This is a genomic window from Pseudomonas sp. DF11, assembly GCF_058148565.1.
In genome coordinates, this window is the sequence record NZ_JBYVYN010000001.1 from 1,016,155 (window position 1) to 1,041,476 (window position 25,322).

20 protein-coding genes and 2 pseudogenes are annotated in these 25,322 nt (G+C 56.2%); 7 read left to right on the forward strand and 15 right to left on the reverse strand.

Annotation, left to right across the window (positions count from 1 at the left end):
- Positions 1 to 161: 161 nt before the first annotated feature.
- Positions 162 to 1,157, reverse strand: a complete 996-nt coding sequence (locus AC30D9_RS04180) for a lipase family protein (protein WP_490143503.1) — start codon at positions 1,155 to 1,157, stop codon at positions 162 to 164.
- A 371-nt stretch (positions 1,158 to 1,528) separates the two neighbouring features.
- Positions 1,529 to 2,647, reverse strand: a complete 1,119-nt coding sequence (locus AC30D9_RS04185) for an NADH:flavin oxidoreductase (protein ID WP_490143504.1) — start codon at positions 2,645 to 2,647, stop codon at positions 1,529 to 1,531.
- 102 nt (positions 2,648 to 2,749) lie between these two features.
- Here AC30D9_RS04185 and AC30D9_RS04190 point away from each other — a divergent pair, with 102 nt between their 5' ends.
- The gene (locus AC30D9_RS04190; RefSeq protein ID WP_109753321.1) at positions 2,750 to 3,133 is read left to right on the forward strand and encodes a winged helix-turn-helix transcriptional regulator; all 384 of its coding nucleotides are present in this window, start codon (positions 2,750 to 2,752) and stop codon (positions 3,131 to 3,133) included.
- Positions 3,134 to 3,317: 184 nt separating this feature from the next.
- On the opposite strand, the gene AC30D9_RS04195 is transcribed toward AC30D9_RS04190, so the two are convergent.
- Positions 3,318 to 5,564 carry a TonB-dependent siderophore receptor gene (locus AC30D9_RS04195; protein WP_490143505.1) on the reverse strand — a complete coding sequence of 749 codons (2,247 nt, stop codon included), beginning with the start codon at positions 5,562 to 5,564 and terminating at the stop codon, positions 3,318 to 3,320.
- A gap of 388 nt (positions 5,565 to 5,952) precedes the next feature.
- The gene (locus AC30D9_RS04200) at positions 5,953 to 6,801 is read right to left on the reverse strand and encodes an AraC family transcriptional regulator (RefSeq protein WP_490143506.1); all 849 of its coding nucleotides are present in this window, start codon (positions 6,799 to 6,801) and stop codon (positions 5,953 to 5,955) included.
- Between the two features lie 158 nt (positions 6,802 to 6,959).
- Between AC30D9_RS04200 and AC30D9_RS04205 the strand changes: the two genes are divergently transcribed.
- Complete coding sequence (locus AC30D9_RS04205) at positions 6,960 to 7,367, forward strand: hypothetical protein (RefSeq protein WP_490143507.1); 408 nt, start codon at positions 6,960 to 6,962, stop codon at positions 7,365 to 7,367.
- A gap of 59 nt (positions 7,368 to 7,426) precedes the next feature.
- Here the strand turns inward: AC30D9_RS04205 and AC30D9_RS04210 are convergent.
- From AC30D9_RS04210 to pyk, 8 genes and pseudogenes are all read right to left on the reverse strand, one after another.
- Positions 7,427 to 7,684, reverse strand: a pseudogene (locus tag AC30D9_RS04210) (OprD family outer membrane porin); the annotation flags it as partial.
- A 197-nt stretch (positions 7,685 to 7,881) separates the two neighbouring features.
- Positions 7,882 to 8,649, reverse strand: a complete 768-nt coding sequence (locus tag AC30D9_RS04215) for a TerC family protein (RefSeq protein WP_490143508.1) — start codon at positions 8,647 to 8,649, stop codon at positions 7,882 to 7,884.
- 160 nt (positions 8,650 to 8,809) lie between these two features.
- Positions 8,810 to 10,333: a 2,3-bisphosphoglycerate-independent phosphoglycerate mutase gene (gene gpmI, locus AC30D9_RS04220; protein ID WP_490143509.1), complete on the reverse strand. Its 1,524-nt coding sequence runs from the start codon at positions 10,331 to 10,333 to the stop codon at positions 8,810 to 8,812.
- Between the two features lie 8 nt (positions 10,334 to 10,341).
- Entirely contained in the window at positions 10,342 to 11,967 is a 1,626-nt protein-coding gene (locus AC30D9_RS04225; RefSeq protein ID WP_490143510.1) for an NADP-dependent glyceraldehyde-3-phosphate dehydrogenase, read from the reverse strand.
- Between the two features lie 98 nt (positions 11,968 to 12,065).
- On the reverse strand, positions 12,066 to 12,845 hold the full coding sequence (gene tpiA, locus AC30D9_RS04230; RefSeq protein ID WP_490143511.1) for a triose-phosphate isomerase: 780 nt from the start codon (positions 12,843 to 12,845) through the stop codon (positions 12,066 to 12,068).
- Between the two features lie 3 nt (positions 12,846 to 12,848).
- Entirely contained in the window at positions 12,849 to 14,150 is a 1,302-nt protein-coding gene (gene eno / locus AC30D9_RS04235) for a phosphopyruvate hydratase (RefSeq protein ID WP_210643968.1), read from the reverse strand.
- Positions 14,143 to 14,313 (reverse strand): hypothetical protein, encoded by a 171-nt coding sequence (locus AC30D9_RS04240; RefSeq protein ID WP_210643966.1) that lies wholly within the window; start codon positions 14,311 to 14,313, stop codon positions 14,143 to 14,145. Before AC30D9_RS04240 ends, eno begins: the two co-directional genes overlap by 8 nt.
- A 14-nt stretch (positions 14,314 to 14,327) precedes the next feature.
- The gene (pyk, locus tag AC30D9_RS04245; RefSeq protein ID WP_210643964.1) at positions 14,328 to 15,776 is read right to left on the reverse strand and encodes a pyruvate kinase; all 1,449 of its coding nucleotides are present in this window, start codon (positions 15,774 to 15,776) and stop codon (positions 14,328 to 14,330) included.
- A 322-nt stretch (positions 15,777 to 16,098) separates the two neighbouring features.
- On the opposite strand from pyk, the pseudogene AC30D9_RS04250 reads away from it, so the two are divergent.
- From AC30D9_RS04250 to otnC, 4 genes and pseudogenes are all read left to right on the forward strand, one after another.
- Positions 16,099 to 16,860: pseudogene (locus AC30D9_RS04250) on the forward strand (MCP four helix bundle domain-containing protein); the annotation flags it as partial.
- Positions 16,855 to 17,718, forward strand: coding sequence for a methyl-accepting chemotaxis protein (locus tag AC30D9_RS04255; RefSeq protein ID WP_490143733.1), 864 nt, complete (start codon positions 16,855 to 16,857; stop codon positions 17,716 to 17,718). The pseudogene AC30D9_RS04250 and the gene AC30D9_RS04255, both read left to right, overlap by 6 nt.
- A gap of 151 nt (positions 17,719 to 17,869) precedes the next feature.
- Positions 17,870 to 18,820 (forward strand): GntR family transcriptional regulator, encoded by a 951-nt coding sequence (locus AC30D9_RS04260; protein ID WP_490143512.1) that lies wholly within the window; start codon positions 17,870 to 17,872, stop codon positions 18,818 to 18,820.
- Positions 18,817 to 19,455 (forward strand): 3-oxo-tetronate 4-phosphate decarboxylase, encoded by a 639-nt coding sequence (gene otnC / locus AC30D9_RS04265; RefSeq protein WP_490143513.1) that lies wholly within the window; start codon positions 18,817 to 18,819, stop codon positions 19,453 to 19,455. The genes AC30D9_RS04260 and otnC overlap by 4 nt, the downstream gene beginning before the upstream one ends.
- Before the next feature lie 51 nt (positions 19,456 to 19,506).
- Here otnC and acnA read toward each other — a convergent pair whose 3' ends face one another.
- A complete protein-coding gene (gene acnA / locus AC30D9_RS04270; protein WP_490143514.1) occupies positions 19,507 to 22,188 on the reverse strand; it encodes an aconitate hydratase AcnA in 2,682 nt (893 codons plus the stop codon).
- Positions 22,189 to 22,402: 214 nt separating this feature from the next.
- Between acnA and AC30D9_RS04275 the strand changes: the two genes are divergently transcribed.
- Positions 22,403 to 23,143 (forward strand): ABC transporter substrate-binding protein, encoded by a 741-nt coding sequence (locus AC30D9_RS04275; protein ID WP_490143515.1) that lies wholly within the window; start codon positions 22,403 to 22,405, stop codon positions 23,141 to 23,143.
- A gap of 38 nt (positions 23,144 to 23,181) precedes the next feature.
- Here AC30D9_RS04275 and AC30D9_RS04280 read toward each other — a convergent pair whose 3' ends face one another.
- On the reverse strand, positions 23,182 to 24,222 hold the full coding sequence (locus AC30D9_RS04280; protein ID WP_210643954.1) for an AbrB family transcriptional regulator: 1,041 nt from the start codon (positions 24,220 to 24,222) through the stop codon (positions 23,182 to 23,184).
- The gene (locus tag AC30D9_RS04285) at positions 24,219 to 25,283 is read right to left on the reverse strand and encodes a lactonase family protein (protein ID WP_210643952.1); all 1,065 of its coding nucleotides are present in this window, start codon (positions 25,281 to 25,283) and stop codon (positions 24,219 to 24,221) included. The genes AC30D9_RS04280 and AC30D9_RS04285 overlap by 4 nt, the downstream gene beginning before the upstream one ends.
- Positions 25,284 to 25,322 lie beyond the last annotated feature (39 nt).

Here is a 25,322-nt window from a genome sequence, read left to right on the forward strand (position 1 = left end):
AAAACAAGTCCAGAATTGCGAATGTGGAAAATAATGATGAGGCGCGCGTCATGAACGATCCGGATGAAATTAGCGCTGCGAATAAGCGAGTTGCAGCTGTGTGATTTCCCGGACAAATGCCGGCAACTGCAACTCGCACACCTGATCGATGAGACTGCGCGCTAGCTGCCAGACGGCGGCGGCATCGGGATATCACCAAGCTGCAACCCCAGCAGCGTCATGTATTCGTAGATGTGCTGATAGCCGGATTGCGCTTCATAGCTTGGGCACGGGGATTGAGGTTTCCCACAGAGCCGCAGCTCCATGTTTGCACCGCCCATGCCCCATTGCGTGTAGTTCAAGTTATTACGGGTAACGGTATCGATTTTGGAGCAAACCATTTCCTTCATTTTTTCATCGATGACGTTGGTAGGCTCATAGATCGTCAAGGAGAAGTCGAGAGAGGTTGCGCACCATGCCATCGGAACGACATCCAGCGTGTTGTAGATACGTAGCGCATTGCCGGCCATCTGCTGATTGAAATAGCTCGCAAAAATACCATCGCCGGCCGTTGGCGCAGCAATCGTTTCGCAATGGAAATTGAAGTTCGAGAATTTATCTTTCAAGTAAAGCGCTAGAACCGACATCAAGGCACCGCCGAGGCTATGCCCGACCAACCGGATCGTCGCACCACTGCGCTGTTTTGCCAGAAAATCGCAAAGTGTGCCCTGGAAACCGATTGTCGATACCTGATCCAGTATCGCCTTTACACCGTCCGCAGTCCCCTGCGCCAAGTGCGCCGGCACTGGGCAGTTCTTGATGAGGTTCTGCAACGGCACCATTGGAGAAATATCGAGGTCATCTATTTGATCCTTGAGGGAATCAGCAAGGGTCCCACTCGTCACCACGACGATGTCGTTTTCGTTTTGCCCGCCGACCAGCACCACCGTGATGTGAGCCACATGCTCGCCATCCGGGACCAGGGCGGGCCCCCAGGCTACGCCATAGCCGCCGCCTACCTTGGAGCCATTAAGGCGCGTAAGAATGTTGTCTTTGACCTGGTTCGGCGATGGGTTCTTCATGTTCTTCCAATCCGGCGAAGACAGCGCCGCATTGTTCACCACGTACGCGTGGGTAAGATTGATTTGTCTTTGCTGAAGTGAGTCTAGCGAAGTCATGACTGCTCCTTGTCTCGAAGATAGATAATTCAACGGGACCAACGAAAACTCACTGCTGCCGTCGATCCGTCTTGGCCAGCAAGATCGAGTGTAGCCGCAGTTTTGGAAGCGACAACTTGATGCGCGGTCGCTTGCGCAGCAATTAGAACGGTCCTTGATTCCGCCAAAAAAATGGACCTCTTTTCGGAGATCCATTTTTAAATACTTCTTGCCCAGGTTGAACGAGTAAAACAGCCGCTCCCGCCCACTTGATAACGTCCCATCATGCAACGAGACTGGCATCTAGCACCCTCGCAACCTCCGAGGCCAGGCCTCTGATGCCTTCAGACTAAAACCTGTGTGAGCTCACACTCCCCACTCCGCTATGAGGCTCAAGCCAATTCGGCTAAAGATGCCGGATTGAAGCCTTTCAGATCTGCGTAATCGCCACTTTCTACTTTGGCGACCCAATCCTTGTCACTCAGCAGAACACGCCCTACAGCGATCAGATCAAACTCTTCGCGCTCCATGCGCTCGACGAGGCGGTCCAAGCTTGCAGGGGCTGAGCCCTTGCCGGCGAAGGCGTTAGTGACATCGTTATCCAGCCCAACCGAACCGACGCTAATGGTTGTGGCTCCAGTGACTTTTTTCGCCCAGCCCGCGCAGTTCAGCCCGTTCTCACCATCAATTTCGGGAAACTCAGGATCCCAGAAGCGTCGCTGCGAGCAATGCAGAACATCGACACCCGCCTCAACCAATGGCAGCAGCCAGTCTTCCATCAGTGCTGGGGTCTCGGCGAGACGCACACCAAAGTCCTGCTGCTTCCATTGACTGACGCGCATGATGATAGGGAATTCGGGCCCGACCGCATGACGAACTGCAGACACGATCTCGGCGGCGAAGCGGGAGCGCTCTTTGATCGTTGGTCCGCCATAACGATCAGTACGCCGATTGGTGCCGGCCCAGAAGAACTGATCGATCAAATAACCATGAGCCCCATGGATCTCGACCGTATCGAAACCCAGCCGCTTGGCATCCGCCGCTGCCCTGGCAAAAGCAGCGACTGTGTCTGCAATATCCTCTTCGCTCATCGCCACGCCGCGCGGCTCGTTTGGCGAATCGAGGCCAGATGGGCTTTCAACCGGTGCATCAGGCTCCCAGCCGCTGACATCACGCACCGCGCCGGTGTGCCAGAGCTGCGGCCCCATACGGCCCCCAGCATTGTGAACAGAATCGATCACGTTCTTCCATCCAGCTAACGCTGCTTCACCGTGGAAAAAAGGAATGCCGGAACCGTTACGTGAAGCGGGACGATCGATGACGGTCCCTTCTGACAGAATTAATCCGGCCCGACCTTCAGCACGCCGCCGGTAGTATGCAGCGCTGCCTTCCCCGGGGATGCCCTCCGGCGAAAATTGCCTCGTCATCGGCGCCATTACAATTCGATTTTTCAGCTCAAGCGAGCCGATGGAAAAAGGACGGAATAAAATGCTGGTATCAAGGTTTGCCATTGTATGGGCTCCATTTGCTTTCGGAAGCCATATAAGTATATTTTGTAGACCTAATGTCAATTAGGCACCTAGAGTAGCCTAGGTATACATGAGGAAACTTCGATGCTGGAATTAAAGCCACAATGTTTTTCGTCGGAGTGCCCAAGCCGGGCGCTGTTTGACCAGATCGCAGATAAGTGGTCAATGATGGTTCTGGCGGTGCTGGATGATGGCCCGCACCGCTTTAATGCCATCAAACGCCGCCTGGAGGGTGTTACTCAGAAGGCACTGACACAGTGCCTGCGGCGGCTGGAGCGAAATGGCCTCGTCTCGCGCAAGGTCATCTCATTCTCGCCTGTGGCAGTGCAGTATGAGATCACCCCACTTGGTCAAACTCTGCAGCAGCCATTTCGCGAATTGCATAAATGGACGCTCGACAAATTGCCTGAGGTTGAAGCGGCCCGGTTGAAGTTTGACGAGGCCGCAGAGGTAAACCTGACGGTGTGATTCTCTTTATTGATCCGCCGATGCTGTCATGCTCCCGTCTGCAGTTCACAATTGCAGCAACTAGATATAACTTGGCGAGCTCTAGCTCCGCGGGGAATTGCGAGGCTTCACCGTTGAAATTCCTGGCCATTTCCAAAGATCTATTCCAAGGTACCAATAGTGGGCCACAGCGCTTACCCACGAGCTACAGCTTATAATTCAATGTCATCAGTGCATTACGCGGCGCCCCATAACTGACAGTGTCGAAATCCCCTTTCTGCGTTGCATATTTTTTATCGAACACATTATTAACATTGATTGATACATCCATGTTCTTGGTCAGTTCATAACGCGCCATCAGTGACGTCAACGCATAGGGATCTTGTTCCGCCACCCTTGTGCTGGTACTGCTGCTTAAGAAGCGGCTTTGCCATTTGACGCCTGCGCCCAACGTTAGCTTATCCAAAATTCCAGGTAATTTGTACGCAGTGAACATCTGAGCGGTAGTGCGTGGAACCTGTGCATTAAGCCTGGCATCATTGCCATCTTTGGCTGTGAAAGCGGCGAGGCCAGCATAGATGTTCCAATTGGAAGAAACTTCACCCTGCATGTCAAACTCTATCCCTCGAGACTTGGTGCCATCAACACCTTTGTAAGCCTGAGCACCACTTGGCGTAAGAAGATTGCCATCTACTTGTGCAGCATTGTCCAGTTCGGTGTCAAACAATGCGACAGACGCATTTAGGCGCCCCTCCAGGTATTCAGCCTTGAGGCCAATCTCTTTCGTCTTACCTTCAGTAGGCGTGAGGACGTTGCCATTGCTATCTCGGAACGATGTTTGCGGGTTATATATGCCGGTATAGCTGATGTATACAGAATACGTACTATTAATGTCGTATATCAAACCTGCATAAGGCGTAAACTCATTACTTTTCTTATAACTGAACGGTGTTCCGCCTGCGGTTTCGTCGATCTCGTATCGGTTGAAGCGCCCACCAACGATTAACTTCAATGGATCGGCCAAAGAGAATCTCGCCGTGCTGTAGAAGCCGCTCTGCTTAACCTCGGTGTTGGTCGGTATTGACGTCATTGCGTCAAAGTCAGGCTTGGGGAAGTGGCTGTTCCAATCGTAGATATTGCTGGGTATAAACCCTGCAAAAAAGGGGCTGACATCGTCTTTATTCGAGGTGTATCGAGAACTCATACCGCCCACTACCAGGTCATGTTGGCGCCCCATTAAATCAAAGGGCCCGTTGGCCATCACATCAAAGGTATTTTGCCGGCTTTTACCTTTGCCAGCCAACGCAACGGGATAGGCGCCATTAGGAAAAGTACCTAATCCAGTATTCTGATCGGGTGTACCAGAACTGCCCATTAGCTGGGTGTCATACTGGGTACGGTACTGATTCATGACAGCGTTAACTTTCCAACCGTTATCAAACCGGTGTTCCAGTTCGGCAAAAGCACTCTGCCGGGTACTGTCCCAGCGGTTCCAGTCCGCTGCCACAGATTTGGAACGCGACCATTCTGCCTCTGAACCATTGCTAAACCATAAAGGAGTGCCGCCCCAAGTCGGTCGCTTAGGGGAACTATTTTGGTAGTCGTACCCTATATCCAAAGTGGTGTCATCGGTGAGGTCTGCCTCAATGACCCCATAGAACGCTTGCTTTTGTGTTTGATAACCATCCATGTAGGAGTGACCATCATTATTGACCCCGACCATCCGTGCTCGGACGCGACCGTCTGTTGTCAGCGGTACGGAAATATCCCCCATCTCACGAAAACTGTCCCATGACCCCGCACTGATAGAGGTGGAGGCCGAGAACTCTGGTGTTGGTCTTTTGCGCACCAAGTTGACCGCAGCCGAAGGATTGCCCGTGCCGGTGAGAAGTCCGTTCGCTCCGCGCACAATTTCGACCCGGTCGTAAAATGCGGTTTCCAGGTCGCTGATACCGCTGCCGTTTATGACGTCGCCGATAACGGCCGGGATGCCGTCATACTGGATGTTGTCGATCAGAAAGCCTCGGGAATAAAAACTCGTGCGCTGGCTATCAGATTGGTAAGACGAGATGCCGGTCGTGTTCTCCAGCACTCCCTGGACTGAATCCAGCTTTTGATCGTCCATGCGCTGACGCGTTACCACGGAAACCGATTGCGGCGTCTCCCGCAGCGTCAGCGGTAGGCGAGTTGCGGCCATGGTCTGGCCAATGGTGTAAAGCCCTGTCCCTTCCGTCGTGGTGGCATCGGGTGTTCCTGTCGCACTTATCGTCACCGATGGGAGGATCATCGTGCCCTGAGACGGTGTGTTCTCATCGGCTTCAATAGTGTCCTGCGCCATCACACAACTCGAACTACCTAGAAACACAAGCAACGCTGCAGCAACTGGCTTTTTCACCAGACGCTGAGGCACGCAATGACGCCTCTCACCGCAGTAAGTCAACGAAATCCACATCAGCCATTCCTTATCAATAAAAAAACAGACAGCGGCCAGCCGTCGAGAGACGAATTTGAAGGAAGGCCGAGAACTCACCCGGAACCAGACCGGAGAACGGAAGTGACAAATCAATCCCAGATGAAACTGATTAGCATTCGTTGTCGCGCAATCTAGCAACAAGCAGTCATTGCCAGATATCGAGGTATGGCCAGATTATTTTCCAGTTCAGCCAATGTTCGCGATGGGTCGTTTTCTGGCCGGAATTGAGCGTAACCACCGCCAACTTTGACTTTGATTAGGTAATGAAGGAGATATGTTTGCGGTATCGTTCCACGATGCCTTGGGAGAGGCGGATCGTAATACAGCACCAGAAACGATAGGGCCGATTAGCCGCCACTTCACGTCATCAAGGAAACAGGATCGACGGCACGTGCGATGAGTCAGCTGCGACGGGAGTACTGGCTGAGCGGGCGGAAAGATACTGCACAGGCGGTTTGCCTACGGTTTTGCGGAACATCGTGATAAAGCCGCTGGGGCCCTCATAACCGAGCTCCAATGCAACCGTTTGAACGCTCTCTCCTTTGGCCATGCGCTGCAGTGACAGAATCACATGCAACTGCCGACGCCAACGCCCAAAACTCATCCCTATTTCCTGCAGTAACAGCCGACTCATGCTGCGCTCACTCATACCGATGCGAGTGGCCCAATCGTGCACCGAAACCTTAACCGCAGGGTCGGCCAAGAGCATTTCGGCGAGCCTGCGCAGGCGCGTATCGCGAGGCATCGGTAAATGAAGGTCCTGCACGGGGGCTGCCGACAATTCATCCAACAACGTTGCGATCAAGCGTTCTTCGCGCGCGCCAATGACTGCGCTTCCCGAGAAGCTTGCTGTCTTCAGCAACAACTCACGCAGCAGCGGCGATACGCCAATCGTGCAGCAACCTCGCGGGAGATCCGGGGCGGCATCAGGTTCAACAAACAGGCAATAACATTCCGTTTCTCCGGAGCCACGTGCCGCATGTGACAAACCACCGGGTATCCAGACGGCGCATTGCGGTGGAACGATCCAGACGCCATCTTCTATTTCACAATTGAGAACACCGCGCACGGAGTAAAGCAGTTGCGCCTTACGATGTTGATGACTGGCCTGCTCCCAGTCCTTGCTGACCATCGAAGCGCTGAGTGCAACGACGGGCCGCGAAATGCTGTCGACGTCCCACTTGGTAAACGTGTCTTTGTTAGCAATGTTCGCCATAGCAGGTGTATGCCTTTCGCTAAGCCAAGGAAAAAAAAAATCTGGCTGATTCGAACAATATTGTGGCCAGACTGTGCAATTACGCCGACCCGCTTACAGGGTATCCTGAAACTGCGAGACATCACAGAGGTTTGGCAACTCGTCGAAGGACTATAGAAATGCGTATAGATGCCACCCAATTTCCATTCGTTTGGCTGCAAAAGACCACACTGGGCGATAGCCAAGAAAAATCACTTGCTGAGTTCGAAGCCCTGATTGCCCGCAATGAACCCTTCGTCCTCCTAAGCAGCGAAGGTCTGGATAAGGAGCAACCGGAACACTCACCAGACGAAATGAAACAAATGGCTCTGTGGATGAAGCGCCATAAAAGTGAGCTCAAGAAGTATGTCAAAGCCTCGATTCATATCGAATCAAATCTCACCAAACGCTTAGCGGGCAAAGCGTTTGCAGTCGTGTATGAAAAGTTTTGGGGCTATCCCATGCTCATGGCAGCTACTGAAGATGAGGCCTTGGCGCAGGCCCGGAGACTATTGGAACCAGCGCTCATGAAAACCGGAGAGTTTTAGAACAGTGGCGGCCTACCTGAACGCCGCCTACTGATCAAGAAGTGCGATCGAAAAACGCTTTATAATAGCGAGATGGGGTAATTAATAAAGATTCGGTTCTCATCAAACTCATTGGTACTGAAATCCCTGCGAATACTCCAGTTTCGCCATCTAACGCTGAGATTTTCCAGCGCGCCGGATTGCACCACGTAGGCCCATTCCGATTCTCGGCCCCACTCCTTGCCATCGTCGACCGTGGCGGTGTGCACGTTGTCACCGCTGATGTAGCGGTTCATCAGGGTCAGGCCCGGCACGCCGACGGCGGCGAAGTTGAAACGGTAGGAGGTGAACGCGCCGCGGCCGCTCATCGTCTTGGGGGCGGCCGCGTAGCTTCACGCAAGCCTAATCGAATCACGTCCAAGGCGAGAAGGAGCTCATGGTATCGGGGCCTGTCACACGTCCGACCTGATTGCCCATGCGAATCCGACCACCTTGGTAAATGCTTGAATTCCTACACGTGCAATCAGTAACGCCTTCACTGCCCTCTACTTCCCATGCATTGCTCGTCCACACCCTCAATGCCTGGACCTATTTTCTGACCGGCCCGCACACGAATGTTCAACGTCTCCACCAGCAGTGAAAAACCCATCGCAAAATAGACGTAGCCCTTGGGTATATGAAAACCCAAGGCATCGGCAATCAGTACCGTACCCACGACAATCAGGAATGCCAAGGCAAGCATCTTCAAGCTTGGATGCCTATCGATAAACGCACTGATTGCGCCCGCAGCAAGCATCATGATCACGACAGCGACCATGATGGCCGCGATCATCACCGGTACGTGAGAAACCATTCCAACAGCCGTGATGACCGAGTCCAGGGAAAAAACGATATCGATAATCGCGATCTGGATAATGGTGCTCAGAAAACCGGCGCCTTTTTTACCGAACTCAGATCCCCCCTCCTCCCCGCCTTCCAACTCCTGAAAGATCTCGCTGCTGCTCTTCCACAACAGAAACAGTCCACCGAAGAAAAGAATCAGGTCGCGACCGGAAATCCCTTGATCCCAGACATGAAACAGATCAGCAGTCAGACGCATGATCCACGTGATGGAAAGCAGCAAGAGAATGCGCGTAACCATGGCGAGGGCCAGGCCAAAAAAACGTGTTCTTGACTGCATGGGTTTTGGCATGCGGCTGACCAAAATGGAAATCATGATGATGTTGTCGATACCCAACACTATTTCGAGCACTGTCAGGGTAAAAAACGCGATCCAGATCTCTGGATTGAGAAACCATTCCATAACGTCAAAACTCTCGTTTGTTCAGAAAAAAAGGCATCACCCGGTTTGGCGATGCCCGCATGCTCAAAGTGAGCGAGTCGTGGTAAGCCGCATCGCCTCGACGATAGGGGACCAATCCCATCATCAGGTCGGCGATGCACTGATGGCGCCTGCTGGCCAATCAGACGGTAAGCAGCGACTTGCCATCCATCTCCGACGGAACAGGCAAACTCAGCATCTGCAACAAGGTTGGCGCGATATCACACAGCCGACCGTTCTTGAGCCCACTACGACCGGGCTGTTCACTGACCAGAATCAGGGGAACGGGATTCAAGGTGTGCGCTGTATGTGCCTGGCCAGACTCAACATCAAGCATCTGCTCGACATTGCCGTGATCGGCGGTAATCAGGCATTCGCCGCCCGCAGCCAGCGTCGCTTCCACGACACGGCGCAAGCAGTCATCAAGTACCTCAACGGCCTTCACCGCGGCATCAAAAGAACCGGTGTGTCCCACCATGTCGCCATTAGCGTAGTTGCAGACGATCAAATCGAACGTGCCGCCGGCGATGGCGCTGACCAGGTGATCCGTCAGCAACGGCGCACTCATCTCTGGCTGGAGATCATAGGAAGCGACGTCAGGTGACGGAATCAGGATCCGTTCCTCACCAGGGAAAGGTTGCTCTCTCCCACCGTTGAAGAAGAACGTGACGTGGGCGTATTTCTCGGTTTCGGCAATGCGCAGTTGTCGCTTGCCAAGAATCGCCAGGTATTCGCCCAAGCTGTTATTGATCGTCTCAGGACCGAATGCACAGGGGCAATCCAGCTCTTCGGAATAGCGGGTCAATGTCAGCAATCGATCTTTGGGCACAACAAGAGGTCGCTCAAATGCGTCGAAGTCAGGTTGGATCAATGCCTGGCTCAACTCCCGAGCACGATCGGGACGGAAGTTCATGAAGATCAGTGCGTCATCGGGTCCAAAGCGCACAGGCTGCCCAATCGTTGTCGGCTTGACGAACTCATCCGATTCTCCACGTTCGTAGGCCGCTGACAACGCCTCGGAAACAGTCGCTGCATGATGCTCAGCCTGCGCAGAAACAATCAGACGGTAAGCAGCTTCGATCCTCGGCCAACGGTTATCGCGATCCATCGCATAGTAACGACCGACCAACGAGACAATCCGACCTGCGCCCAAACGAGCGAACTCATGCTCCAGGGCATCAAGCGATGCCTGCGCGCTCTTGGGCGGCGTGTCCCGGCCATCCAGGAAGCCATGCACGTAGATTCTTTCGATGCCTTGTTCGGCAAGACACCGGCAGGCCGCGACAATCTGATCGATGTGACTATGAACGCCGCCAGGAGAAAGAAGCCCCATGACATGCACAGCGCCGTCACGGGTCTTTACCCTCTGGAGCAGTTCCAACAAGGCCGGGTTACGGGCAAACTCTCCATCCGCCAGGGCCTTATCGATTCGAGTCAGGCTCTGGTAAACCACCCGGCCTGCTCCGAGGTTCATATGCCCAACTTCGGAGTTCCCCATCTGACCTTCAGGCAATCCAACCGCCAGGCCAGACGTTTCGATCTGGCTGTTGGCAAAGCGCTGGAGAAGTGCATCGAATGTGGGCTTTCTGGCCGCTGCAAAAGCATTCGACTCCGTTGCCTGTCGAATACCGACACCGTCGAGAATAATCAAGGAGCGCGTAGTCATCATGCCCCCTAGAAGATGTAATCGGTGGTCAGGAAACTCGACTCACGCCGACGAATGATGTCGCTGACCAACTCTTTGTTGCTCTCCTGGAACTTGGTGGCCACCAACGTCCGGATGGAAAAGACCCGCAACGCATCATGGACTGACAAGGTGCCTTCGGCAGAGTTTTTACGACCATTGAAAGGAAAGCTGTCCGGTCCACGCTGGCATTGCGCGTTGATGTTGATCCGCCCCACCTGATTGGCGAACGCATCCACCAGTCGCCCCACTTGTGCGGGGTCGTTGCCGAAAATACTCAGTTGCTGGCCGAAGTCCGAGTCGAGGACGTAGTCGATGACCGTTTCCAGGTCACGGTAGACCACCACCGGCACGACCGGTCCGAACTGCTCTTCGTGATACACCCGCATCTCGGCGGTCACCGGGTAAAGCAACGCCGGGTAGAAGAATGTCTCGCAGACTTCACCACCTCCGGCATTGACCACCCTGGCGCCTTTGCTGACGGCGTCGGCCACAAGGCCAGTGAGAAACTCAGTCTTGCCGGGCTCCGGCAATGGCGTCAAAGCCACTCCGGCTTCCCAGGGCATGCCGGGTTTCAACTGGGCAAGCCTGGATTGAAACTTATCCAGAAAAGCGTCAACGACACTTTCATGCACGAAGAGGATTTTCAGTGCCGTGCAACGCTGCCCGTTGAACGACAGGGAACCGGTAACGGCTTCGGATACAGCGTTATCCAGATCGACATCCGGCAGGACGATGCCCGGATTCTTGGCATCCAGGCCGAGTGCAGCCCGCAAGCGATGTGGCTTGGGATGCAGTTTCTTCAGATCGCTGGCGGCCTTGTTGGTGCCAATGAATGCGAAGACGTCGATCTTGCCACTGGCCATCAACGCGCTGACAGTCTCCCGTCCGCTACCGTAGATGATGTTAATGACACCAGCCGGAAAGCTGTCACGGAACGCTTCAAGCAAAGGTCGGATCAGCAGCACGCCGAACTTGGCGGGTTTGAATACCACGGTATTACCCATGATCAAGGCTGGAATCAATGTGGTGAACGTTTCGTTAAGTGGGTAGTTGTAAGGCCCCATGCACAGCGTCACCCCCAGCGGCACGCGACGGATCTGCCCCAGGGTGTCCTGTTCCAACTCGAAACGGCTGGATCGACGATCCAGTTCCTTCAGGGCATTGATGGTGTCGACGATGTAGTCGCAAGTGCGGTCGAACTCTTTCTCGGAGTCCTTGAGATTCTTGCCGATCTCCCACATCAACAGCTTCACGACAGCTTCGCGTTGTTCACGCATGCGCTTGAGGAAAGCCTCGACGTGGCGAATGCGCTCGACCACGCGCAGAGTCGGCCAGGCACCCTGGCCCCGGTCATAAGCCTGCACCGCGGCGTCCAACGCGGTCATGGCGGCCTGTGCATCCAGCAACGGCGTACTGCCCAGAATGACGGACGCATGGCCTGATTCTTTTTTCAGGCACACCGGGCTGCGCACGGCCGCCACTGGACCTTCCCACAATCGCAGCTCACCGTTGACGAGATACTCTCGCTGTTCGATCGCTGGGCCTGGGCGGTACTGGGCGGGAATGTCGTCAGCGCTTGGGAACAGTGCTTCGAGACGGCTGTTCAAAGTCATTTCATACCTCGGTGCTTGCAGGCGACGCGGGTCGGGAGACAGGCTCGATCCGAGCCCCCCGCGTCTACACATTCAAAAGAATTCATAGGGCGCAACGATCAGATCGTCGGCTTGGCCTGGGCTGCCTCGCAGATGGCAGCGAAGGACATCGCGTCCAGGGAGGCACCGCCGATCAAGCCGCCGTCTATGTCTGGCTGATTGAACAATCGATCTGCATTGTCGGCCTTCACACTTCCGCCGTACAAAATCCTGCAATCGGCGGCTACACAGTCATGGTCAGCCAACCATTGCCGGATGTGGCGATGCACCGCTTGCGCCTGTTCAGGCGTCGCCGTTTCGCCCGTGCCTATGGCCCACACCGGCTCATAGGCAATCACGCCTTTGGCCAGTTCATCAATGCCCACGGCCTTGAGTACGGCATGCAACTGAGTGGTGACGACGGTTTGCGTTTCGCTGCTCTGGCGCTGGGCAAGGGTCTCGCCAACACACAGGACCGGAATGAGCCCGGCCTGCAAGGCCGTAGCAAATTTCTTCGCCACACAGGCATCATCTTCGCCATACAGCGCCCGACGCTCGGAGTGTCCGACCAACACGAAGCGACAGCCAATATCGCCAAGCATGGAGCCGCTGACCTCCCCCGTGTGAGCACCTGACAGCTCAGTACTGAGGTTCTGGGCGCCCAGTACGACGTCCGAATCATCGAGCAGATCCGCGACGGTAGCGAGATAGGGATACGGCGGGCAAAGCGCGATTTCGACACGTTGGAAATTCGAAATCACCGGCAACAGCCCCCGTAGCAAGGCCGCGTTGGCGGCGCTACTGCCATTCATCTTCCAATTGCCGATGACCAGTTTTTTCTTGTTCGCAGAGGTCGACATGGCTCAGGCTTTCCTTTGCAAAAGATCGGAGGTGTTGTACGGCGCACGCCCCTGCAGCGCCTCTTCGATGCGCAGCAGACGGTTGTACTTTCCAACCCGGTCGGATCGGCTGAGCGAACCCGTCTTGATCTGCCCGGCGCAAGTGGCGACCGCGAGATCGGCAATCGTGGTGTCTTCGGTTTCCCCTGAACGATGGGAGATCACGGCGGTGTACCCTGCATCCTGAGCCATGCGAATCGCGTCCAGCGTCTCGCTGAGCGTTCCGATCTGGTTGAACTTGATCAGGATGGAATTGCCGATGCCTTTCTGAATGCCCTCGCGCAGGATCCGGGTATTGGTGACGAACAGATCGTCCCCCACCAGTTGCAGATGCCCCAGTTTCCGGGTCAAGCCAGCCCAACCGTCCCAATCACTCTCGTCCATCCCGTCTTCAATGGAAATGATCGGGTACCTGTCGCACAGCATGGCCAGGTAATCGGCGAACCCCGCCGAATCAAATGACTGGTCTTCACCCGCGAGCACGTAGTGACCGTCTTCATAGAACTCGGAGGCAGCACAATCGAGTGCCAAGGTAATGTCCTTGCCCAACTCGTAACCCGCTCGACTGACCGCCTCTTTGATAACAATCAACGCTTCTTCGTTGGAAGCCAACGAAGGGGCAAAGCCCCCCTCATCCCCCACCGCGGTGCTCAAGCCTCGCTCCGACAGAACCTTCTTCAAGGCATGGAAGACCTCGGCGCCCATGCGCAGCCCTTCACGGAACGACGCAGCACCGACGGGCTGAATCATGAACTCCTGGATATCGATGTTGTTATCGGCATGCTCGCCACCGTTGATGATATTCATCATGGGCACCGGCATGCTGAACCGGCCTGGCGAGCCGTACAACGCCGCCAGATGTTCATACAAAGGAATGTTCTGGACCTGGGCGGCGGCCTTGGCCGTTGCCAATGACACGGCAAGAATCGCGTTGGCGCCCAGGATGCTCTTACTCTCGGTGCCATCCAGGGCGATCATGGCGTTGTCGATTTCGCGCTGGTTCAAGGCATCCAAGCCAATGAGGCACTCGCGAATCGGATTGTTCACATTCTCGACCGCTCGCATGACCCCTTTGCCCATGTAGCGCAATGCGTTATCCCGCAGCTCGAGCGCTTCCCGTGAACCGGTCGAGGCACCAGAGGGGACGCTGGCAGTAGCACTGACTCCGTTGTTGAGAGTCACCACCGCTTCGACGGTCGGGTTCCCCCGCGAGTCCAGTATTTCCCGGGCAGCGATGTGTTGGATCAAGCTATTTTTACTAAGCATCTTTTTCCCCATTCGGATGGTTCGCAGCTGGCGTGGTGTTGTTCTGCGACCTCAGCAGTTCCTGCTGTTCCGCATACTGCTCACGAAAATCGAAGTCTCTAGGCCAAACGTCGCGAGCACGGTTATGCGCCTCGTCGTGGTCCGGTGAATTGATCGCACTCATCAACGTCTCCTCACTCAGCGAATGGTTTCACCAACGCATACGACGCGAAGGGAGTTGGTGCCACCCTGGGCGTTGGCGTAGTCGCCCTTGGTAATCAGTACGTGATCGCCAGCCTTGACCACTCCGCGCCGGGTCAATTGCTCCACGGCCTTTTCATTCACCAACTCTGGGGCGTACTCATCACTGTCGAACGGGATGGTGGTGACACCACGAAAAAGCGTGACCCGGTTCTGGGTCGCCAGGTTGCGAGAGAATGCAAAAATGGGCAGGTGTGAGCGGATACGCGACATCAAACGTGGGGTATCACCGCTTTCGGTCATGCAGATAATGGCTTTGACACCATGCAGGTGGTTCGCCGCATACATCGCCGACATGGCGATGGATTCGTCGATCTTGTGGAACACCTGATCGACACGGTGCTTGGAACGATGGGACTGCGGGTGTTTTTCGGCACCGATGATGATCCGATGCATGGCCTCGACCGTCTCGATCGGATAGGCCCCGGCAGCGGTTTCCGCAGAGAGCATCACCGCGTCGGTACCATCGAGCACCGCATTGGCAACGTCAAACACCTCGGCGCGAGTCGGCATCGACTGAGTGATCATCGACTCCATCATTTGCGTCGCCGTGATCACAACCCGATTCAACGTGCGGGCGCGCTCGATAATCAGTTTCTGTACCGCCACCAATTCGGCATCGCCGATCTCCACGCCCAAATCGCCACGAGCGACCATCACCCCTTCCGACGCTTCGATGATCGCGTCCAGAACACGCAGGTCATTGACGGTTTCGGCGCGCTCGATCTTGGCGATCAAGCCTGCCTGGCCTCCCGCCTCATGCAGCAATCGACGCGCCTGTTCCATGTCCGAAGCATCCCGTGGGAACGACACGGCTAGATAGTCCACTTGCATCTGTGCGGCGGTCTTGATATCGGCGAAGTCCTTCTCGGTCAGCGCCGATGCGGAAAGCCCGCCGCCTTTGCGGTTGATCCCCTTGTTGTTGGAGAGCGGCCCACTGACCAGGACTTCACAAATCAATTGCGGCGCCTCGACCGCCAGGACCTTGAGCTCGATTCGCCCATCATCAAGCAACAAAATGTCACCTGGCCGGCTATCGGTAATCAGGGCCTCGTAGTCGATTCCGACGCGTTGCTGGTCGCCGGCATCCTTGTCCAGGGAAGCGTCGAGAATGAACTGCTGGCCTTTTTCGAGAACGACCTTGGCTTGCGCGAAACGCGCAATTCGAATTTTCGGACCTTGCAGATCAGCCAGTACCGCCACGAACCGTCCGTGCTTGGCCGCCAGCTCCCGTACTAACCGGGCACGAGCAATATGATCTTCGGCTTTGCCATGAGAGAAATTCAGACGCACGACATCCACGCCCGCCTTCACCAGCCCCTCTATAGCTTCGACCGACTCGGTTGCTGGCCCCAAGGTGGCCACGATTTTGGTTCTGCGCTGCATGACAGATGCTTCCTCGAACAAGGTTTTATTATTGAACGGCTAAAGAAAATCCGGTTTTGCCCGATGAATATTTGAACGTCAATATTCAATCTACTGAAAAAGCCATGAGCGCTAAGGGCAACCCACGCTTGGTCTCTAATGGAGAGATTCCCCAATGATCTCTGACCAAAAGCAAAGTTTGCAGATTCAGTCGCCTCAGAAGGCAGCCAAAAAATATTGGCATATTGACGCATAAAAATGCAATATTATTTTACCCCGTACAAAAACACGTTTCCGGTCAAGACCCGGACTACGCCACTCTAATGAAGGGACACCACTCATGATGCCAAGACATCTCTCAATCGCCGGTCGAATGATCCTCGGGTTCGTCATCATTGCCGCGCTGAGCGTCGCGCTAGGGGTATTCGCCCTGCGACAGATTGACGAGGTGCAGGACCAATCGATCCAGATCAAGGACAATTGGCTCCAGCGGGTTCGGGCACTGGGAGCGGCGAATGCGGCGTTGAACCGCTATCGCATGGGGTCGATGCAGCACATCCTTTCAGTCAGCGAAAAAGATATGCAGTCCTACGAGGAAAAGACCGCGGGACGCCTGCAACAAGTCCGTGAGCAGATGCAACGCTACGGACAACTGCTGGTCAGCGACGAAGAAAAAGATCGCTTGAACGCCTTCAACGCCAGCCTCGAGGTTTATGCAAAAAATCACCTCGAGTTGCTCAAGCTTTCTCGTCAAGGAGATAAGACCGGGGCCAGGGAATTTTTGATGAGCATCAGGGACTCGTACGACCAGATGACGAAAAACTTCGACGACCTGATCGAACGCTCGAACCAAGGCGCGGAAGCTGCTGGCAATCACTCGGTCGATGCTTATCAAAGCGCTGTCAGGGGAGTCGTGCTGGTTATCATCCTGGTCGGCATCGGCACAATCCTGGTGGCATGGCTGCTGACCCGCAGCATCACTGCACCGCTCAATGAAGCGGTAAGAGCGGCCAGGACGATTGCCGAGGGGGATCTAAGCAAACCCATTCAACCGACTGGAAATGACGAAACCACCCGTCTGCTCGAATCCCTGGCGACCATGCAGGACAACCTGATCCAAACCCTGGGTCGGATCTCCGGTTCATCGAAACAGCTGACCAGTGCCACTGCCCAGTTGAACACCGTCACCGCGGCGTCAGGCCAGGATATTCAGCAGCAGCACGCAGAAATCGAACAGGCAGCCACGGCGGTCAATGAAATGACTGCCGCCATTGAGGAAGTTGCCCGCAACGCGCAGTCCACTTCAGAGCTGTCGGTGGCGTCCCGGGACATTGCTCTTCGAGGCCAACAGCGTATGGTTGAAACCTTGGGGGCAATCGAAACGCTTACCCGAGACGTGCAATTGAGCTCCAGCCAAGTGGAAGGTCTGGCGCAACAGGCACAGGGCATTGGAAAAGTGTTGGACGTGATTCGCACGATCGCCGAACAAACCAACCTGTTGGCGCTAAACGCGGCCATCGAGGCAGCACGGGCGGGTGACGCCGGACGTGGTTTCGCGGTAGTCGCCGACGAGGTCCGCGCGCTGGCGCATCGCACCGCACAGTCCACCCGAGAAATCGAAGCCATGATCAGCGGTATCCAGAGCGGAACGGATACCGCCGTGTCGACCATGCTCAGCAGCAGTGAAAACACCCGACTTACGCTGTCGCTGGCCCAGTCTACCCAAAGTGCGCTGGCAGAAATCGTGGCCGCTAACGATGACATCAACCAACGAAACCTGATGATCACCACGGCCACCGAAGAACAGGCCCACGTGGCCCGCTCGGTCGACCGAAACCTGCTCAATATTCGCGACCTTTCCGTTCAATCAGCGACGGGCTCACAGCAGACCACCAGCGCCTCTCAATCCCTTGGCCTGTTGGCTCTGGAGCTGAATGCCATGGTGCAGCATTTCAAAATGTGAATCAGATACGTGCAATTTTTTGCACAATGCCACGCTAAAAAGTAGTCATATGCGATAAAACCTGATCGAATCGGAGCCATGCAGCATCTGATCTCACACTCCTGACTCGGATTGTGTTCTGTCGCCACCCATTGCGTAAGTGATAACAGTTATGGCCTCAAGCGCCCTAGTACAACGAATCGCTGCCGAGATCCGGCAGAAGATCCAGACCGGCGAGCTAGCGCCGGGCGCTCATCTCAGCGCACAAAAAGTCGCCGATGAGTTCAATGTCTCGCGCTCTCCCGCCCGGGAAGCCTTGGTCTCGCTTTCGGAGCAAGGTGCTCTTGAGCAGTTGCCCAATCGCGGGTTCTTTGTGCTGGAGTCAGTAAAGGATCCCACGCAGATCCATGACGAGGTGCTGCCTCTTGAAGAGCCCGACGAGTATTACCGGCTCTCGGAAGACTGGCTGAACAATGCGATCCCGAGTGAGGTCACGGAGCAATTCCTGCGTACTCGCTACAACCTGACCAAAGCCCAGGTCATCGACATCCTCAACCGCGCGGCCAAGGTCGGATGGGCTGAGCCTAAACCAGGTTATGGCTGGCGTTTCCTGGATGTGGCGAAGACCCCGGAAACCCTCGAGCAGATTTATAAGGTGCGCTCGCTGATCGAGCCTGCGGCATTGCTTGAACCGACCTACCTGCACGATCTGGCCAAGCTTCAACGCTTGAAAAAAGAGCAGCAGGACATGATCAACGGCGGCATCGATAGCCTGCCGGCGGATGTGCTCCTCAAAAACGGTATTCGTTTCCACGAAGAGTTCATCAAGCTCTCCGGCAACCCGCTGTATCACATGATTCTGGTGCAAATGAACAACATGCGGCGGCTGATCGAATACCGCTCGATGATCGACCGCAAGCGCCTCTACAAGCAGTGCGCCGAACACATTCGGATGATCGAGCTGGTGGAACAGGGCAGTAACCTGGAAGCCGCGCATCTGATGAAGCAGCACCTAAGCGGCTCCTTTGCCCATAAATCACCGATCCTGAAACTGCGATCGGAGTCCGCCGCTCCCCCTTTACTTTCAGGCCTCGGCACAGGCCCTGAGGAGATCACCCGTTGAGTAACGAAGAACAGCTACGTGAAGAAATCTGCGCCGTTGGAAAAAGCCTCTATGAACGCGGCTACACCGTGGGCAGCGCAGGAAACATCAGTGCCCGCCTGGAGGACGGCTGGTTGATCACCCCCACCGATGCGTGCCTGGGAAGACTGCGACCAGAGGAGATCGCCAAAGTCAGCCGGGACGGTACTTGGGTGTCGGGCAGCAAACCATCGAAAACCCTTGAATTGCATCGCCAGGTGTACGACCGCAACCCTGAAGTCAACGGTGTGGTCCACACCCATTCGACCTCGCTCGTAGCACTGACGCTCGCCGGGGTGTGGAACAACGACGATATCCTGCCGCCATTGACGCCTTATCAAGTCATGAAGGTCGGTCACATCCCATTGATTGCCTACCAGCGCCCCGGTTCACCCGAGGTGGCGGCGCAAGTGGCGCAACTGGCCAACAAGGTCCGCGGAGTCATGTTGGAGCGCCTGGGCCCCGTGATTTGGGAAAGCTCTGTCTCCAAAGCGAGTTTCGCCCTGGAAGAGCTGGAGGAAACGGCAAAGCTCTGGATGATGAACGATCCCAAGCCTGCACCGCTGGGTGAAAACGCGATTGAAGAGTTGCGCCAGGTGTTCGGCGTCAAGTGGTAGCCCCCCAAAGCGGTCTTTGAACACTGAAGTTCAAAGACCGCTTCTTTTGGTTTAAACCGCCTCGGCCACGACCTTACGCACGACATACGGCAGAATACCGCCCTCCCTCAAGTAGAGGGTTTCCTGCTGCGAATCCAGTTGCAGAATCAACGACACCGACGCCTGCCCACCGTCAGCGCGATTGATCGTCAGGGTCACCGGATTGGCGCCCACCCGCAGTGCATCCAGACCGCCGAAGTCCAGTGACTCATCGCCCCTCAGTTGCAAGCTCGAGACATTGCCCCCCGCTGCAAAGGTAATGGGCAAGATACCCATGCCGATCAGGTTGCTGCGATGGATACGCTCAAAACTTTGCGCGATGACGGCTTTGACGCCCAGCGTGGCCTGCGCCTTGGCGGCCCAATCACGGCTGGAGCCCGCGCCGTAGTTGAAGCCGGCAATGATCACCAGTGGGACCTCCTTGGCGACATAGCTCAGCGCCGCGTCGTAGACTCGTTGAACAGAACCGTCGTAGGCCAGGGCGAATCCCCCCTCCCCCGGTTGTCGCTCCAGCAGCTGATTCCTCACTGCCCGATTGACGAACGCACCGCGCATCATCACCTCGTGATTGCTGCGGCGAGTCGAGTACTGATTGAGGTCCTCGGGGTTTTCGCCGCGCTCAATCAGCCACTGCCCGGCCTGGCTTTCGAGTGGAATCGCACTGGCCGGCGAGATGTGATCGGTGGTGACGTTATCACCCAACACCATCAACAGCCGCGCACCTTGAATCGACAGCTCGGTGCTAGCCTGGGGTTTGATGTTTTGCAGATAAACAGGTCGGCGCAAATAAGTTGAATTCGGTGCCCACGGGAATTGCACACTGCCGCTGGCCGACAGTGCCTGCCAGTGATGAGTGCCGTCCCACAGCATCGCGTTGCGCTTGCGGAACAGCTCCGGGCGAACGGTCTGCCTGACCAGTGCCTGGATCTGCTCTTCGGTCGGCATCAGCTCATGCAGATAAACGTCATTGCCCGCCGCATCTTGCCCCAACGGCTCGTTCTGGATATCCATGTTGATCGTGCCAGCCAAGGCGTAGGCAACGACCAGCGCCGGCGAAGCCAGGTAACCGACCTGCACGCGCGGATTGACCCGTCCCTCGAAGTTGCGATTACCGGACAACACCACCACGGTCTTGAGCCCCTGGTCGGAAAAGCGCTCCATGTGCTCTTCGAGGCTGCCTGAGTTACCGATGCAGGTCATGCAGCCGAACCCGGCCAGGTCAAAACCCAGGGCCGAGAAATCGCTCAGCAAACCCGCTTGCTCCAGGTAATCAGCCACCACCCGCGAGCCCGGCGACAACGAAGTCTTGACCCAAGGCTTGCTACGCAAACCACGCCGCTGGGCGTTGCGAGCCAGCAATCCGGCCTGGATCATCTGGCTCGGGTTGGCGGTGTTGGTGCAACTGGTGATCGCGGCCAGAGAAATGGCGCCATGGGTCAATGCCTGGCCAAACGAAGGCTCGAAGTACTCGGCGTCATGGTCCGAGGAGCGGGCAATTACGTCCTCCCGCTCCCCCAGGATGTCTTGCCGGAAAGAGGGTGCGGCATCCGACAGTTTGCGCCACTGATGCGGCTGATGCGGCCCGGCGACGCTGGGTTCGATGGCCGCTAGGTCCAGCTCGATCACGTCATCGAAGTGCGGCTCGGGCAGAGAGTTGTGTCGCCATAGACCTTGGGCTTCAAGGTAGGCCTGGATGCGCACGATGGTGTCCTCGCTGCGCCCGGTCAGGTGCATGTATTGCATCGTGCTGTCGTCGAACGGGAAGAACACCACCGTGGCACCGTATTCAGGGGCCATGTTCGACAATGTGCCTCGTGCCGCCCAGCCGAGTCTCGACAACCCAGGACCGCAGAACTCGACGAACTTCCCCACTACGCCTTTGGCACGCAGTATCTGGGTGATGCGCAAAGCCAGGTCGGTGGCGGTTACTCCGGGTCGCAGTTCATTGCTCAAGCGGATGCCGACGGTTTCAGGAAAACTGATCGGCACCGGCTCGCCCAGCATGGCTGCCTGCCCCTCCAGCCCCCCCACGCCCCAGCCCAGCACGCCAATGGCGTTGATCATGGGCGTGTGGCTGTCGGTTGCGACGATGTCGTCAGGATGCAGCAGCGGCTGGCCATCGGTGGTCCGGCTTTCCCAGACCACGGTGGCCAGTGACTCCATATTGACTTGGTGGATGATCCCGGTGCCAGGTGGCACGACCTTGAAATTCGTCAGGCTCTTTTGCGCCCACTTGATGAATTCGTAACGCTCGGTGTTTCGCCGATAATCGATGTCCAGGTTCTTTTCGACGGCATCCGGCTCGGCATAGCGCTCGACGATCACGGAATGATCGATGACCAGCACCGCCGGAATCATCGGGTTCATGGTTTGCGGCGCGCCGCCCATTTCAGCCACCATGTCCCGCATGCCGGCGAAATCGGCCAGCGCCGGCAGACAGGTGGTGTCGTGGAACATCAACCTGTTGGGATAGAACGGCACTTCGCAGGCGGGCGCGCCGTCCCGTATGCAGGCGATGACCCCGTCCAGCGCCGCCGGCGAGCAACGCGCCACATTCTCCAGCAGGATACGAATCGAATAGGGCAAGCGTGAGAGCTCGTCTCGGCTCAATATTTTGTGCAGATCCACGTAGGCGTAACGAATGTCACCCACTTGAAGATGGTTTAAATAACGTGCATCGACGGCTGAAATCATGGATGGGTCATTCACTGGTTGAGAGCATGAACGAACGACTCCAAGAGGTCGTTCAATTGGCCCCAGCCTAACCAATGGCCGGCCTGAGTAAAATTGAGCGTTGGGCAAGCCAGCGTTCGTCAATGGAGAACGCTGGCTTGATGAGCCTGAAATTGTCAGGCGCGGCGCACTGCCCTACTCTCGGGCCGATGACATCCTCCCTGGAGAACCCTGTATGCCCACCCCTAGCGCAGAAGCCCTGAACGATCTCGCCCCGACTGGCGTACTCAGAGCCGCCATCAATTTTGGCAACCCGGTGCTTGCGCAGCGCAATGCCGAAACAGGACAGCCTCAAGGGGTTTCCGTAAGCCTGGCTGTGGAGCTGGGCAGACAACTGGGTGTCCCGGTCGAGTTCATCACGTATGACGCCGCGGGCAAGGTGTTCGCGGCCTTGGCGCAGCAGCAATGGAACATCGCGTTCCTGGCTATCGAGCCGGTGCGCGAAGCCCAGGTCGCCTTCAGTGAGCCATACGTAATCATCGAAGGCACCTATCTGGTCAAGAGCGACTCGCCGTTCCACAAGATGGAAGATCTGGATCAACCCGGCGTGCGGATCGCCGTCGGCCAGGGCGCGGCTTACGACTTGTACCTGAGCCGAACCCAGCAACATGCATCGCTCGTCCGTGCGCCGACCTCCGCAGGCGCGGTGGACCTGTTTCTGGACGAAGGTCTGGATGCAGCAGCGGGTGTACGTCAGCCACTGCTCAAGGTTGCCGAAGCCAACAGCGGGTTGCGCGTGCTGGAGGGATACTTCACCTCGATTCGCCAAGCGATGGGCGTTCCCGTGCAATGCGTCGCAGGTGCGGCCTACGTCAGGGCGTTTCTGGAGGAACAGAAAGCCAACGGTTTCGTCCGCAAGGCACTCGCCGACAGTGGTCAGAGCGATGTCACGGTAGCCCCCTTGCAGGGCCATTGACACTTGACCCATGGTCGATTGAAACGCCGCTGCCCCACTCAACGACGAAGGCGTTTCAACCACGCTTTATGCACTGGCTCGGCACACAGCATCACCACCACCAGCCGCATGATCTGCATCGCCGTGACAATACCGACTCCCAGGTTCAGGGCCTCGGCGGTCAGGTACATCTCCGTGCTGCTGCCCGGCATCATGCCCAATGCCAGCGTCATCACCGGAAAGCCTAACCAATACCCGATGCCAAGAGCCAGCATCAGTGTGCAGCCGATCATCGCCAGGGTGAACAGCGACACCTTGAGCAGGAAGGTCGGTGAGGCCCGGAAGAATTGACGATCAAAATAACCACCGAGGGCGCAGCCGATCATTAGCTGACCGTAATGACTGAGCTGCACGGGCAGTGCCGTTTGCAGGTTGAAACTGGCGGTGAAAAGGGCGCACAAAGCCATCGGACCAAACATCCATGGATTGGGCAACTTGTAGCGTTTCCAGATCATCGCCGTCAGCGCCCCACCTATCAGCAGCGGAAGGAGCCAATACCAATCACTCGGCAAACGGGCATGCACCGCCGTCGGAGAGATTTTCGCGGCAAAAAACATCGCGGGCGGGACACACAGTACGATCAACACCAGGCGCACGCTGTGAGCCGCGGCGATCTGACTGACGTTGGCCTTGTGCCTGATCCCGGACTGAATCATTTCTGAAAAATTGGCCGGCATGAACGCAAAAAATGCGGTCGTCAGGTCCATGCCCCGACGCCGCATGAACTCGATACCGAGCAGTGCGAGGAACAGGGTCAGAAACGCCGCGAACAGCATCATCGCGAAATGCCCCAGGATCTGCTCCAGTACCACAGGCGTGAAGTGCAAACCGATGGAGGTCGCAATCATCCATTGTCCGGACAGGCGCCCATAGGGAATTTCCCCCACGCGCCAGCCCAGGCAACGCACCAGGATCACCGCCAACATCGACCCGATGATCCACGGCAGCGGCCACTCGAGATAGCTGGCGACCAGAGCACCGGCAACGCCAACCACGGGTGTCGCCCACCACGATCGCATCGAGGCGAAGAACGCCTTCATGCCCTCGGGCCACCGAAGACCATGCACACCGGACTGCCTGTCTCGATCACCTCACCCGTCATGGCCAACTCCCCAGTCGTTGGGTCAACCCTGAAAACCACGATCGTATCGCTGTCCTCATTGGCGGCGTACAAGAAGCGCCCATCGGGTGACAACGCAAAGAATCGTGGCGTCCGACCTTCCGTCGGCGTCGCCGACTTGAATGTCAGCCAACCCGTTTGCGGGTTAATGTTGAAGAGCGCGATCGTGTCGCTGCCCCTGTTCGAGGCGTACAGGAAACGACCTGTTGCATCGACTTCAATCTCTGCAGCGGTGCTGTCGCCAGTAAAGGACTCGGGCAACGCAGAAATCACCTGCTGCGGCTTAAGCTCCCCGCTTTTGCCGTCAAAGTGGTAGGTCGCGACCGTGGAGTCCAACTCATTGACCGAGTAGACAATTGGCAGCCCAGGATGAAAAGCGACGTGACGCGGCCCCGCCCCTTTTCGCGTGGCGACGAACGGACAGTCCGCCGGCAGCAGCCTGCCAAGTGACGAATCGAATCGATAAGTGAAAATCCGATCCAACCCTTTATCCGGAACGAGCACAAACTTTCCACTGGGATCAAATGGGTTGAAATGCGGTTTCGGATTCTTCTGCTCCACTCGATGGGGTCCGATCGGCCCGACAGTCGACACTTGATCACAGCGTTCACCCAGCTCGCCCGAGGCAAGGATCGGTAGCACAACGACCGAACCACTGTAGTGATTGCTCACCACGAGAAAATCACTGTCCGGCGAAATCGCCAGATGAGCCGGATTGTGGCCGTGGGTATTCTGGCTATTGAGATAACTCAACGCACCATCAGGATTGATTCTGAAGGCACTGGCCTGGTCCGTATCGCCATGGACGCAATAGAGAAAATCCTGTTGCTTACTGATGGCTAGAAAAGACGGGTTTACCAATCCATCCACCAGTTGCACATGGCTCAGGCACCCCGTCTGGGCATCCATGCTGTAAACATTGATACCGTTACCGCGAGCATTTCTTTCACGAGTGGTACGACAGCCGACATAAATAAACATGAACTCACCTCGCAGGGCGAACAGACGCTTTCACCGCGC

Bases quoted from the DNA above. Each gene is read 5' to 3' on its own strand.
- AC30D9_RS04225 (WP_490143510.1), bottom strand. From the start codon at position 11,967: ATGACTTTGAACAGCCGTCTCGAAGCACTGTTCCCAAGCGCTGACGAC.
- AC30D9_RS04200 (WP_490143506.1), bottom strand. From the start codon at position 6,801: ATGGCGAACATTGCTAACAAAGACACGTTTACCAAGTGGGACGTCGAC.
- AC30D9_RS04190 (WP_109753321.1), top strand. From the start codon at position 2,750: ATGCTGGAATTAAAGCCACAATGTTTTTCGTCGGAGTGCCCAAGCCGG.
- pyk (WP_210643964.1), bottom strand. From the start codon at position 15,776: ATGCAGCGCAGAACCAAAATCGTGGCCACCTTGGGGCCAGCAACCGAG.
- AC30D9_RS04285 (WP_210643952.1), bottom strand. From the start codon at position 25,283: ATGTTTATTTATGTCGGCTGTCGTACCACTCGTGAAAGAAATGCTCGC.
- gpmI (WP_490143509.1), bottom strand. From the start codon at position 10,333: ATGACTACGCGCTCCTTGATTATTCTCGACGGTGTCGGTATTCGACAG.
- AC30D9_RS04205 (WP_490143507.1), top strand. From the start codon at position 6,960: ATGCGTATAGATGCCACCCAATTTCCATTCGTTTGGCTGCAAAAGACC.
- AC30D9_RS04180 (WP_490143503.1), bottom strand. From the start codon at position 1,157: ATGACTTCGCTAGACTCACTTCAGCAAAGACAAATCAATCTTACCCAC.
- AC30D9_RS04195 (WP_490143505.1), bottom strand. From the start codon at position 5,564: ATGTGGATTTCGTTGACTTACTGCGGTGAGAGGCGTCATTGCGTGCCT.
- AC30D9_RS04215 (WP_490143508.1), bottom strand. From the start codon at position 8,649: ATGGAATGGTTTCTCAATCCAGAGATCTGGATCGCGTTTTTTACCCTG.
- AC30D9_RS04240 (WP_210643966.1), bottom strand. From the start codon at position 14,313: ATGAGTGCGATCAATTCACCGGACCACGACGAGGCGCATAACCGTGCT.
- tpiA (WP_490143511.1), bottom strand. From the start codon at position 12,845: ATGTCGACCTCTGCGAACAAGAAAAAACTGGTCATCGGCAATTGGAAG.
- AC30D9_RS04275 (WP_490143515.1), top strand. From the start codon at position 22,403: ATGCCCACCCCTAGCGCAGAAGCCCTGAACGATCTCGCCCCGACTGGC.
- AC30D9_RS04260 (WP_490143512.1), top strand. From the start codon at position 17,870: ATGGCCTCAAGCGCCCTAGTACAACGAATCGCTGCCGAGATCCGGCAG.
- acnA (WP_490143514.1), bottom strand. From the start codon at position 22,188: ATGATTTCAGCCGTCGATGCACGTTATTTAAACCATCTTCAAGTGGGT.
- AC30D9_RS04280 (WP_210643954.1), bottom strand. From the start codon at position 24,222: ATGAAGGCGTTCTTCGCCTCGATGCGATCGTGGTGGGCGACACCCGTG.
- AC30D9_RS04185 (WP_490143504.1), bottom strand. From the start codon at position 2,647: ATGGCAAACCTTGATACCAGCATTTTATTCCGTCCTTTTTCCATCGGC.
- eno (WP_210643968.1), bottom strand. From the start codon at position 14,150: ATGCTTAGTAAAAATAGCTTGATCCAACACATCGCTGCCCGGGAAATA.
- AC30D9_RS04255 (WP_490143733.1), top strand. From the start codon at position 16,855: ATGCAGGACAACCTGATCCAAACCCTGGGTCGGATCTCCGGTTCATCG.